Origin of the sequence: Variovorax sp. Varisp85 (assembly GCF_047304045.1) — a bacterium.
Taxonomy (GTDB): domain Bacteria; phylum Pseudomonadota; class Gammaproteobacteria; order Burkholderiales; family Burkholderiaceae_C; genus Variovorax.
Genome location: NZ_JBGLYN010000063.1, coordinates 28,596 through 39,068, shown reverse-complemented (window position 1 = coordinate 39,068; position 10,473 = coordinate 28,596). Strand labels below are relative to the sequence as shown.

The 10,473-nt window shown below is 66.5% G+C and carries 12 protein-coding genes; all 12 read left to right on the top strand.

The window, feature by feature from the left end; translation table 11 throughout:
- The first annotated feature begins 192 nt into the window (after positions 1 to 192).
- The 12 genes from ACCC97_RS21955 to ACCC97_RS21900 all read left to right on the top strand — a co-directional run bounded on the left by ACCC97_RS21955 (position 193) and on the right by ACCC97_RS21900 (position 10,455).
- The gene (locus ACCC97_RS21955) at positions 193 to 1,320 is read left to right on the top strand and encodes a metallophosphoesterase family protein (RefSeq protein WP_413335021.1); all 1,128 of its coding nucleotides are present in this window, start codon (positions 193 to 195) and stop codon (positions 1,318 to 1,320) included.
- Positions 1,317 to 3,953, top strand: coding sequence for an AAA family ATPase (locus ACCC97_RS21950; RefSeq protein ID WP_413335019.1), 2,637 nt, complete (start codon positions 1,317 to 1,319; stop codon positions 3,951 to 3,953). The genes ACCC97_RS21955 and ACCC97_RS21950 overlap by 4 nt, the downstream gene beginning before the upstream one ends.
- A gap of 213 nt (positions 3,954 to 4,166) precedes the next feature.
- Positions 4,167 to 4,313 (top strand): hypothetical protein, encoded by a 147-nt coding sequence (locus tag ACCC97_RS21945; RefSeq protein ID WP_007832100.1) that lies wholly within the window; start codon positions 4,167 to 4,169, stop codon positions 4,311 to 4,313.
- 16 nt (positions 4,314 to 4,329) lie between these two features.
- The gene (locus ACCC97_RS21940) at positions 4,330 to 4,914 is read left to right on the top strand and encodes a prepilin peptidase (protein WP_413335017.1); all 585 of its coding nucleotides are present in this window, start codon (positions 4,330 to 4,332) and stop codon (positions 4,912 to 4,914) included.
- A gap of 44 nt (positions 4,915 to 4,958) precedes the next feature.
- The gene (gene cpaB, locus ACCC97_RS21935) at positions 4,959 to 5,810 is read left to right on the top strand and encodes a Flp pilus assembly protein CpaB (protein ID WP_413335016.1); all 852 of its coding nucleotides are present in this window, start codon (positions 4,959 to 4,961) and stop codon (positions 5,808 to 5,810) included.
- Between the two features lie 73 nt (positions 5,811 to 5,883).
- Positions 5,884 to 7,341 carry a type II and III secretion system protein family protein gene (locus tag ACCC97_RS21930; RefSeq protein ID WP_413335023.1) on the top strand — a complete coding sequence of 486 codons (1,458 nt, stop codon included), beginning with the start codon at positions 5,884 to 5,886 and terminating at the stop codon, positions 7,339 to 7,341.
- An 11-nt stretch (positions 7,342 to 7,352) separates the two neighbouring features.
- Positions 7,353 to 7,634, top strand: a complete 282-nt coding sequence (locus ACCC97_RS21925) for a hypothetical protein (protein WP_413335014.1) — start codon at positions 7,353 to 7,355, stop codon at positions 7,632 to 7,634.
- Between the two features lie 138 nt (positions 7,635 to 7,772).
- On the top strand, positions 7,773 to 7,982 hold the full coding sequence (locus ACCC97_RS21920; protein ID WP_413335012.1) for a Flp family type IVb pilin: 210 nt from the start codon (positions 7,773 to 7,775) through the stop codon (positions 7,980 to 7,982).
- Between the two features lie 91 nt (positions 7,983 to 8,073).
- The gene (locus ACCC97_RS21915) at positions 8,074 to 8,250 is read left to right on the top strand and encodes a Flp family type IVb pilin (protein WP_413335010.1); all 177 of its coding nucleotides are present in this window, start codon (positions 8,074 to 8,076) and stop codon (positions 8,248 to 8,250) included.
- Positions 8,251 to 8,292: 42 nt separating this feature from the next.
- Positions 8,293 to 9,561 (top strand): pilus assembly protein TadG-related protein, encoded by a 1,269-nt coding sequence (locus tag ACCC97_RS21910; RefSeq protein ID WP_413335009.1) that lies wholly within the window; start codon positions 8,293 to 8,295, stop codon positions 9,559 to 9,561.
- 10 nt (positions 9,562 to 9,571) lie between these two features.
- On the top strand, positions 9,572 to 10,030 hold the full coding sequence (locus ACCC97_RS21905; protein WP_413335007.1) for a TadE/TadG family type IV pilus assembly protein: 459 nt from the start codon (positions 9,572 to 9,574) through the stop codon (positions 10,028 to 10,030).
- Positions 10,027 to 10,455: a TadE/TadG family type IV pilus assembly protein gene (locus tag ACCC97_RS21900; RefSeq protein ID WP_413335005.1), complete on the top strand. Its 429-nt coding sequence runs from the start codon at positions 10,027 to 10,029 to the stop codon at positions 10,453 to 10,455. The genes ACCC97_RS21905 and ACCC97_RS21900 overlap by 4 nt, the downstream gene beginning before the upstream one ends.
- The last annotated feature ends 18 nt before the right edge of the window (positions 10,456 to 10,473 follow it).

Here is a 10,473-nt window from a genome sequence, read left to right as displayed (position 1 = left end):
CCCGCACAGCGGCATCGGCGGTATCGCGCCTATGTCCAGACTCAACTCGTCAAGAAACAACCTCTTGACGCTTCACACCTAGCCGCCCGCCTGCCCCCCCAGGGCCGCGCGAAGCTCGACGCGTCCCCGGCCCTCTAAGATGCTCGCTGTTTTAGATGACCTGAAGACGCGAGAGGCAAGGGAGGGCCGCGCATGATTTCTTTGCTTCACACCGCGGACTGGCAGATCGGCCGCGTGTTCTCGCAGTTCGAACCCGACGACGCCGCGGCGCTGTTCGAGGCGCGCTTCAAGGCGGTCGAACTGCTGGCCGGCATCGCCGCCGAACGCCAGGTCGACGCCGTGCTGGTCGCGGGCGACGTGTTCGACCTGCAGACCGTGTCCGACAAGACCATCCGCCGCATGTTCAACGCCATGCAGGGCTTTGCCGGCCCCTGGCTGTTGATTCCGGGCAACCACGATTCCGCTTTGAGCGAATCGGTCTGGAGCCGCGCGCAGCGGCTGGGCGCCATCGCGCCGAACGTCGTCTGCTGCCTGGAGCCCAAGCCTCGCACGGTGGCCGGCAAGTTCACGCTGCTGCCGGCGCCGCTCACGCAGCGCCATACCTACGGCGACCTCACCGACTGGTTTGCCACCGCGCAGGGCGAGGAAGGGCTGCCGCGCATCGGGCTGGCGCACGGCTGCGTGCAGGGCATCCTGTCGGAGGACATCGACTCGGCCAATCCCATCGCGGCAGGGCGCGCCGCGCAGGCGCGGCTCGACTATCTCGCGCTCGGCGACTGGCACGGCACCCGGCAGATCGACGAGCGCACCTGGTATGCGGGCACGCCCGAGACCGACCGCTTCAGGGCCAACGATTCGGGGCAGGCGCTGCTCGTGACCATCGCGGAGGCCGGCGCCGTGCCGGCGGTGGAGCCGATTCGCACCGGCCAGTTCGCCTGGCAGCAACTGGAGCCTCGGCTCGCGGTGCCTTCCGACATCGACGAACTGGTGGAGAAGCTGGAGCGCGTCGGCAGCAGCGACGTGCTGCAGCTGCGCGCGCAAGGCGCCTGCGACCTCGGCGGCCACAACAGGCTGGGCGCCGCGCTCGATGCTGCCCGTGCCCGCGCGCGTGCGCTGGTGTGGGACGGCGAGGCCCTGCGGCTGGATCCGACGGAAGAAGACATCCAGGCGCTGCATGCCGACGGCTTCGTCGGCGAGGCCTTGCAGGAACTGCGCGCGCAGCAGGGCGATGCCGATGCGGAACTGGCGCGCGATGCACTGCTCACGCTGGCCCGCATCCTCGACCTGCAAGGTTCTGCGCGCACCGGAGCCGGCGCATGAAGCTGCAGCGTCTTCGCATCGAGAACTTCAAGCTGTTCCGCGCGCCACTGGAAATCGACGGCTTCACGGACGGGCTGAACCTTTTCGCGGCGCCCAACGAGTCGGGCAAGTCCACCGTCGCCGAGGCCATTCGCGCCGCCTTCTTCGAGCGGCATCGCTCGAGCGCGGTCGAGCACCTGCGGCCGTGGGGAGAAAGTTCGGTGACGCCCACGGTCGAGCTCGACTTCGAACTCGACGGCAAGCCGTGCCGGCTCACCAAGGCCTTCCTCGGCAAGAAGCGCTGCGAGCTCATCATCGACGGCAAGGCCATGGACGGCGCGGTGGCGGAAGACCACCTGGCGTCGCTGCTCGGCTTTCGCTTTCCGGGCAAGGGTGCCAGTACGCCGGAGCACATGGGCATTCCGGGGCTGTTGTGGATCAAGCAGGGCACCTCGCACGACATTGCCGGCGCCGTGGGCTTCGCCAGCGACCACCTGCGCAACGCGCTCGGCGAATCGCTTGGCGAACTGGCGTCCAGCCATGGCGATGCGGTGCTGAAGGCGGTGGAAGGCGAACGCAACGAGTTGCTCACCCCCTCGGCCGGGACGCCGCGTGGCGCCTTCGCCGATGCCATCAGGCTGCGCACGGATCTCGGGGCCGAACTCGAACGGCTGTACGCCGACATCGAGGCCTATCGGTCCGGCGTGGACCGCCTGTCCGGCCTGCGCCGCGACCATCAGCGCGACGAAGCGGCGCGGCCCTGGGCGGCCTTGCGCGAGCAGCTCGTCGTTGCGCAGCAGCGGCTGGACGAAGCCAAGGGGTTGAACGACCGAAAGAACGCGCAGGACGCCGTGCTCAAGCAGGTCGCCGCCCAGGTGAATTCCTGGCGCACCCAGCTGCAGGCGATGGAGCGCGAGGAAGCCACGGTCGTCCTGCGGCAAAAGAACCTGCAGGCGGTTCAGGAGGGCCTGGCCAAGGCGTTGGGCGAACTGCAGGCGTGGGAGCCTCGCCACGCGGCAGCGGCGCAGGCCGATGCCGCCGCGCGCGAAAACCTGCGCGCGGCGCGGCAGGCAGCTTCGCGCATTGCGCAGGAGAGAGCCGTCGAAAGCCTGGCCGAGCAGCTTGCAGCGCTCGTACAGAGCCACGAGAAGGCAAGGAGCGAGCAGGACAAGGTCTCGCGCCTGCAGGCCGAAGCCCAGGCGCTCGCGGTGCCCGAAGGCGAGCTCAAGCGGCTTCAGCGTTGCGCCGATGCGCTTCGCACGGCACAGGCCAGGCTCGATGCGGTCGCGACGGCCCTGGAGTTCGAACTGCAGCCCGCGGCGAGGGTGCGGGTCGCCGGCATCGAGCTTTCCGGTTCGAAGCGCCAGACCGTCATCGCGAGGACCGACATCGAGATCGAAGGCATCGGCCGCATCACGGTGCTGCCGGGCGGGGCCGACCTGGAGAGCCTCGCCATCGAGCGCGACCGTGCGCGCGACGAAATTGCCGCGCTGCTCCAAAGCCTGCGCGCCGAGAGCGTGGCGGCCGTGGAGGAGCGCGTGCGGCTGCAAGCGCTGCGCAAGGGCGAAGCCGGCGCGGCAGAGGCCGTGCTGGCTGCGCTCGCCCCCAAGGGATTAAGCGCGCTCGCTGCCGACATCGCCATGCGCGAAGCCCGGCTCGCGCAAGCGCGGCAGGTTCTGCAGAACATGCCGCCGGCACCTGTGGCTGGCGCGGCGGTGCCGCCGAGTGCGCAGGCGGAGTCGGAAGAGAGCGTCGCGCGTGCCGCGCTGGAGGCCGCATCCGCAGCGCTCAACGACGCCAAGATCGCTGCCGGCAATGCGCGGGAGCAGGTCAGGGCGGCCGGGGATGAACTCGCGGCGGTGAAGGCCACGCTGGACGACCCGATGCGCGCCTCCCGCAAGGTGGAGGCCGGCGCAGCCCTGACGGATGCGCTGGCACAGCAATCGGCCCTGCAGGACAAGGTCGCCGAACTCGCACAGCAGTTGCAGACCGTCAACCTGCCCGTGCTCGCGCAGGACGTGGAACGGCTGGAGCGCAGCGCAAGGCAAGCCGAAGCCACGCACAGCCAGCGGGCCAACGAGATCACCCGGCTCGAGGTCGAACTGGAAACCAGGGGCGCGCTGGGCCAGGAAGAAGCAGCGTCGGAGAAGCAGCGCGAATTCGAGCATGCCGCGCGGCGCTGCACCGAACTCGAACGCCGTGCGAAGGCGCTGGACCACCTGCTGAAGCTGTTGCGCGAGAAGCGCTCGGCCCTGGCGCGGCGCCTGCGCGCGCCGCTGCAGAAGCACCTCGACCACTACCTGCAGATTCTTTTTCCCGGTGCACAGGTCGAGGTCGGCGACGACCTCTCGCCGGGCCGCATCACGCGGCAGGGCTTGCGCGGCGCCCAGAGCGGGGACTTCGCGGAACTCAGCGTGGGCGCACGGGAGCAGATGGGCGTCGTCGCCCGGCTGGCCTATGCGGACCTGCTGAAGGAAGCGAGCAAGCCGACCCTGCTCATCCTCGACGATGCCCTGGTCAACACCGACGAAGAGCGTCTGCGGCAAATGAAGCGGGTGCTGTACGACGCGGCGGCGCGGCACCAGATCCTGATCTTCAGCTGCCACCCCGACGTCTGGCGGGATCTCGGGGTCGTGGCGCGAAACATCCCGTAGCCCACAACCCGCGGCGCGGTTCGATGCGCTGCGCATAGGCGCTTTGTCATGGCCCCGACCCCGCACGGGCAGGGCGCTTGGCTCCCCCGCAAAGGGGCGCTTCGCTCATGTGCGAAGGCGGCGTGATTCCTAAAGTCATCCCCAGGCCGAACGCTTCTGCCCATACCGGGCAAACAGGCAGTTCAGGCCGGCAACGACAACCGGGGAACACACATGCAAACGCTCGCACTGCCGCCGAGACTCTTCATGAACCTGCTGCGCGAAGACGCAGGCATGTCACTCATGGAGTTCGCGCTGATCGGTGCGCTCGTGGTGGTCGTGTGCCTGCTCCTGTGGCTCGCCATCCGGCGCAGCGCCTGAACCCGCGGAGCCCACCATGCAGGAATTCAACGCCGTTCTCGAACTGCTGGGAATGCTGGTTTCCGACGTTCGCATGCTCGCGCTCTTCGCGCTGCTCGGCGTGGCCGCCGTCAGCGACTGGCGCTTCTACCGCATTCCCAACTGGCTGACCTTCGGTGGCGCGCTCTTCGCGCTCATCGCCGGAACGCTTGCGGCCCGCACGCCCACCGTGGGCGCATTGAGCGCATTCGGCGGACTGGCCGTCGGCTTCGGCGCAATGCTGACGTTCTATGTGATCGGGATCATGGGCGCCGGCGACGTCAAGCTGATGGCGATGGCAGGGGCCTTCCTTGGGCCCCAGCAGACGCTGATGGCCGTGCTCTGCACCTTCATCGTCGGCGGCGTGGTGGCCCTGGCCTTCGCGATCCATCGGCGCCGCCTCGGGCACATGCTGGCCAATGTCAAGGCTGCGGCCCAGGGCATGGCGGTCTCCAGCATCGTGGGAATTCGTCCCACCGGGCACGTTTCGGCGGAGCAGTCCGTCGGAAAGCTGCCCTACGGAATCTGCATTGCGGCGGGCACGGTGATCAACGTGCTTGCGCACCAGCTGGGCTACGTCTAGCCCTTTCATTCATTCACCAATTTCTCATCCAACGCGAGGTTCACATGAAGAACATCAAGGCGCTCGGGCTGATCTTTCTGGCCTTGCTCACAGGGCTGGCCGCCGCGGTCTATGCGACCGGGTGGATATCGCGGCAAGGCGGAATCGCTTCCAACAAGGTGGTCGTGGCCGCCGTCGACATCGAACTGGGCAGCCGCGTCAACGCGCAGATGCTCTCCACGGTCGACTGGCCCGCTGGCTCCATACCGAGCGGCTCGTTAAGCGACATCAAGGCGCTGAACGACCGCGTGGTGAAGGTCGGCGTGCTGCGCGGCGAAGCGATCATGGAAGGCAAGCTGGCGCCGGTGGGCACCCAGGGCGGGCTGTCGGCGGTGATCGCCAGCGGCAAGCGGGCCATGACGGTGCGCGTCAACGACGTGGTCGGCGTTGCCGGCTTCGCATTGCCGGGCAACTACGTCGACGTGATGGTCAACGCCCAGCAGGACAAGGACAAGGCCAAGGGCGAGCAGAACAGCCAGATCAGCAAGACCGTGCTGGAGAAGGTCCTGGTGCTGGCGGTTGCACAAGAGGCCAACCGCGACGACACCAAGCCGAAGGTGGTGAGCGCCGTGACGCTGGAGCTCTCGCTCGAGGACTCCGAAAAGCTCGACTTGGCACGCAGCGTGGGAACCCTGTCGCTCGTGCTGCGCAACCAGATGGACAAGACCACCGTCGCAACGGGCGGCATCACCAAGGGCCAGTTGTTCGGCGAGAAGGAAATCCTGCCGATCGCCACCACGGTGGCGGCGGCGGCGCCGGCCCGGCCGCGAGTGGCGCGCACCGGCCCTGCCATGGCGCCTGCGTCCCAGTGCGTGGAAGTGATCCAGAACGCCACTCGCTCTCTCGCCTGCTTCTGATCCAAACCTCCAGGAGGAACACCAAGTGCACTATCTCTCTCCCACCCCCGCCTGGTTGCTGGCGGCACTCACGATGATGGCGGCCCCCGCCATCTCCGCCGAACTCGCGGTGCCTGCCGCGGCTGCGGCCGCCACCGCCGCCGTTGCGGCGCCCGCGGCACCAGCCACCCGGCGCTGCACCGCGATCATTCCGGACGACCAGCCGACGCAGGCCGTACTGGGCAAGTCGGTGGTCATCCCGCTGAAGGCCCGCGTCGTCCGCATCGTGGTCAGCGGGCAGCCGCCGAGCCGGGCGCCTGCGGCGGCTGCCGTGCCGGCGGGCATGGCGCCGCCTGCACCGGCCGCGGCTGCGAATGCCGGCGACGGCATTGCCGATGTCGACGTGACGCTGCTGAGCCCGACCGACCTGTTCTTCCGCGGCCGCCAGGCGGGCTCGATGAACGTCGTGCTGCAGAGCGCGGACGGCACTTGCTACATCAAGGATGTGATCGTCACCATCGATCCGGGAGCGCTGCAGTCCAAGCTGGCAGAGCTGATGCCGGAAGAGAGCCGCATCCGCGTGCGCAGCGCGGAAAAATCCATCGTGCTCACCGGCGAGATCAGCGATGCGCTCAAGCTCGACGACGTGATGAGCCTTGCGTCGGCCTATGGCGCCGACGGCAAGAAGGTTGTGAACCTGCTGCGTGTCACGGCGCCGCAGCAGGTCATGCTCGAGGTGAAGATTGCCGAGGTCAGCAAGACCTTGCTCGACCGGTTGGGCTCGCGCGTGGGCATTGCGCGCACGGGCAACGGCGGCTTGAACAACTACTCGCTGATCTCCAACTTCCTGAGCACGGGCGCGGGGCTGGTTCAGGCGCTTCGCGTCGGCCGCACCTCGCTGACCATCGACGGCCAGAAGGACGACGGGCTGGTGCGCATCCTCGCGGAGCCCAACATCATGGCCATCAGCGGCCAGCAGGCCAGCTTCCTGTCGGGTGGCAAGATATTCATTCCGGTGGCGCAGAGTGCCGCCGGCGGCGGAGGGACGAACATCACGCTGGAGGAGAAGGAGTTCGGCATCGGGGTCAAGTTCACTCCGACCGTGCTCAACGGCGACCGGGTCAATCTCAAGATGGTGTCCGAGGTGTCGGACCTGTCGCAGACCGGTTCGCCCTTCACCACCGTATCGGGCGTCACTGCCGTGCTGCCTTCGCTGACGGTGCGCCGCGCCGACACCACCGTGCAGCTCAACGACGGCCAGAGCTTCGTCATTGCCGGGCTCATCAAGAGCAACGTGACCGAGACCATCAAGCGCTACCCCGGGCTCGGCGAGGTGCCGGTGATGGGGGCACTGTTTCGCAGCACAGAGTTCCAGAACGACCAGACCGAATTGATGTTCGTCATCACCCCGCGCCTGGTCCGGCCGCTGGCCGAGTCGCCGCGAGTACCGACGGACAACCACGTCGTTCCCAGCCGCGCCGAGGTCTACCTGAACGGCGCCCTCGAAAGCACCACCCCGGCATCGGCCGCCCCGGCCAGCGACACCCAGTGAGGAGCACCGCCATGTTCATCAGATCGATCACCCTTGCGCTCGTATGCCTCCTGGCGACCGGCTGCTCGCATGTCACGCCCAACTACGACGCGCGCTTCGGCGACGCTGTGCGCGACGCCAAGAGAAAGATGACGCTGAACCCGGAGGCCGGAAAGAACGGCAACCCGGTCGTGGGTATGGATGGCCGTGCGGCACGCGAGTCGATGAATCAGTACCACGAGTCTTACAAGACGCCGCCACCTGCGGTCAATGTCATCAACATCGGCGGCCAGATCGGCGGCTCGGCGAAGTGACAGACCGCCTTTTTCGGATTCGTTCCACAGAGTCTTCACACGGAAAGGAGAGCGCCACGAATCGCATGAAATTTCTTCCCCACCACGTCATTTTTCAAACCTGATTTCCAACTGTTCAAACCTTGAAAGGAAAGAACCATGAAAAACTTTCTCCAGGCCATCGGCCAATCCACCCGCGGGCTGCTGCGCGACGAAGAGGGCGCACAGGTCATCGAATACGCGCTGATCATCGCTGTGGTCTCGATCACGCTGATCGTCGCGCTCAAGGCGCTCACCAACAACGGCGGTGGCTTCTCGACCTTCATCACTCACGTGACCAACTGCCTCAGCGGGACGTCCTGCCCATAAGCAGATCGAGGGCGGGTGGCGGGCCGGCTTGTCCGATGCTCACCGCCTGCCGCTCAGTCGGCTTGCCCAACACAGAAGCGAGGTCCTCATCATGTTCAAGTCATTTCTGCGGGGCGAAAGCGGCGCCCAGGTGATCGAGTACGCGCTCATCATCGCCGTGGTCTCCATCGCGCTGGTCGTTGCGCTGCAGCCGTTGGTGACCGACGGCACCTTCGACAACTTCATCGCGAAAGTCGCAGGCTGTCTCGACGGTTCGGGCTGCTCCTGAGCCCCATTTAGCGAACCGCAGTCACCTCTCGAGGAGTCGATCATGCAAGTCCGCAGTCTTCATCACCGTCAAGGCGGCGCGATGATCGTCACCGCCGCGCTGCTCATGTTGTTCCTTCTGGGCTTCATGGGCATCGCGCTCGATTTCGGACATCTGTTCGTCGTCAGGACCGAACTGCAGACGGCGGTGGACAGTTGTGCGCTGGCCGCCGCGCGCGAACTCGACAAACAGGGCTCGGCGATCACGCGGGCAAAGAGCGCCGGCCAGACAGCCGGCAACGCGAACCGGGTGAATATGCAGTCAGCCACCTGGAGCGGGCAGGGCCAGATCGTGGCCACTGAAATCACGTTCCGCGATGCTGCCTATGCGTCCACGATCGATCCCCTCGTCGCCACCTATGCACAGTGCGTGCACACGCAGCCCAACCTCGTCATCTGGCTCATGAAGGCCATGGGTGCCTTCTCTGGAAATGCCGCCGCCTACCCCGCGACGGGCAGTGTCGCGGCCAGCGCGGTCGCAACCCGTGCCAGCGCGCAGACCACCTGCCCGATTCCCGTCGCACTCAAGCCGAAGCCCGGAGGCGTTGCACCGAACTACGGGCTCAACGTAGGCGACTGGGTGAAGTTGATCCAGGCGCAGAACGCATCTGCCGGCGGCCAGATCGGTTGGGCCAATCTCGACGGCAGCAACAGTGCCTCGGAAACCGAATCCGAGCTTAACAACCATTGCGGCACCAAAGTGGGCGACACGCTCGGCACTCCCGGCGTGCAGACCTCGGTGGCCGATGTCTGGAACCAGCGCTTCGGCATCTACAAGAACAGCGGCGATCCGAGCGTGGGACGGCCTGACTACACCGGCTATGCCTACACCGCGCTCAACTGGCCCGCGCAGTTCAATGCCTACGACGGCCCTGCGCCCGGATCACCCGCAACCGCCCAGAATTTCTTGACCAAACGGGCCGCCTACGCATCCTGCGCCGACACCGGCACGAAAGTGAATGGCGCAAACAGCTGCGAATCGATCACGGGACTGTCCCTCAACAGCTTTCAGAAACTGGCAGCGCCTGGAAACGTTGCGGGTGGTCACAAGCAGTACGGCCTGGACCGCCGCATCGTTACGGTACCGGTCATCGACGGCGGCAACCACGTGATCGACTATGCGTGCATGCTGATGCTGCAGCCACTGCAGATCCCGATGAGCGACACATGGCTGGAGTTCCGCGGCAACGCGGGTTCTGCTGGCAGCCCCTGCACCACCAGCGGGCTGGCCGGCGGAGCTGCAGGCCCGCTGGTTCCGGTCCTGGTGAGATGAGGTGAGCATCATGAAAAAGTCCCATCGCACCCAGCATGGCGCGGCACTGATCGAGCTGGCGCTCATCACACCGCTGCTGCTGCTGCTGACCTTTATTACCACCGAATTCGGCCGCGCAATGTACGAATACAACGCGGTCGTCAAGTCGACCCGCGACGCGGTGCGCTACCTGTCGGTGCAGACGCCCGGCACGCACGTCACCGAGGCGCGTAACTTGATCGTGTACGGCAACACTGGCGGCACCGGTTCGCCGCTGGCGCGCGGGCTGAGCCTGTCGAACGTACCGGCCGGCAGTTGCTGCACCTGGCAGTCGGCCGGTGCGAGCCCGATCATCACCACGGTCACGGTGCGCGTCAGCAGCTACACCTTCCATTCGATGTTTCCTTCGGTGATAGGCGTGGTCTTTGCGGACGCGAACGGCAACATCGTCTTCAGCGACATCACCGCCACCATGAGGGCTCCGTCATGAGACACCATGTCAACGGCGCGACCACCGTCGAGTTCGCCCTGGGCCTGCTCATCTTCCTCATGCTCGTTCTGGGCATCGTGGACTTCTCCCGCATGCTGTTCACGTGGAGTGCGGCCCAGGAGGCAACACGCGAGGGGGCCAGGTATGCCGTGGTGTGCGACGACACGGGCCAGCAAGCACTCGTGCTAGCCCGCATGAAGGCGCAGCTGCCGCAGATCAGCACCGTGTCTGTGGCGTGGGCGCCGTCGGGCTGCACGGCATCGACCTGCGAGGGCGTCACCGTGAGCATCACCAGCTTGAACTATCAATGGATCTCTCCCATCGTGGGGGCCACCGCACCGCTGATCCCGATGCCGGTGTTCTCCACCTACTTGCCGCGCGAGGTCATGCGCAAGGATCCGAACAGCGCAGCCATCTGCTCCTAGCCAACACACCGGACACGA

Excerpts from the sequence above, each read along its gene's own strand:
- ACCC97_RS21930 (WP_413335023.1), top strand. The coding sequence starts at position 5,884 with ATGATGGCGGCCCCCGCCATCTCCGCCGAACTCGCGGTGCCTGCCGCG.
- ACCC97_RS21915 (WP_413335010.1), top strand. The coding sequence starts at position 8,074 with ATGTTCAAGTCATTTCTGCGGGGCGAAAGCGGCGCCCAGGTGATCGAG.
- ACCC97_RS21945 (WP_007832100.1), top strand. The coding sequence starts at position 4,167 with ATGCAAACGCTCGCACTGCCGCCGAGACTCTTCATGAACCTGCTGCGC.
- ACCC97_RS21940 (WP_413335017.1), top strand. The coding sequence starts at position 4,330 with ATGCAGGAATTCAACGCCGTTCTCGAACTGCTGGGAATGCTGGTTTCC.
- ACCC97_RS21920 (WP_413335012.1), top strand. The coding sequence starts at position 7,773 with ATGAAAAACTTTCTCCAGGCCATCGGCCAATCCACCCGCGGGCTGCTG.
- cpaB (WP_413335016.1), top strand. The coding sequence starts at position 4,959 with ATGAAGAACATCAAGGCGCTCGGGCTGATCTTTCTGGCCTTGCTCACA.
- ACCC97_RS21925 (WP_413335014.1), top strand. The coding sequence starts at position 7,353 with ATGTTCATCAGATCGATCACCCTTGCGCTCGTATGCCTCCTGGCGACC.
- ACCC97_RS21905 (WP_413335007.1), top strand. The coding sequence starts at position 9,572 with ATGAAAAAGTCCCATCGCACCCAGCATGGCGCGGCACTGATCGAGCTG.
- ACCC97_RS21955 (WP_413335021.1), top strand. The coding sequence starts at position 193 with ATGATTTCTTTGCTTCACACCGCGGACTGGCAGATCGGCCGCGTGTTC.
- ACCC97_RS21900 (WP_413335005.1), top strand. The coding sequence starts at position 10,027 with ATGAGACACCATGTCAACGGCGCGACCACCGTCGAGTTCGCCCTGGGC.
- ACCC97_RS21950 (WP_413335019.1), top strand. The coding sequence starts at position 1,317 with ATGAAGCTGCAGCGTCTTCGCATCGAGAACTTCAAGCTGTTCCGCGCG.
- ACCC97_RS21910 (WP_413335009.1), top strand. The coding sequence starts at position 8,293 with ATGCAAGTCCGCAGTCTTCATCACCGTCAAGGCGGCGCGATGATCGTC.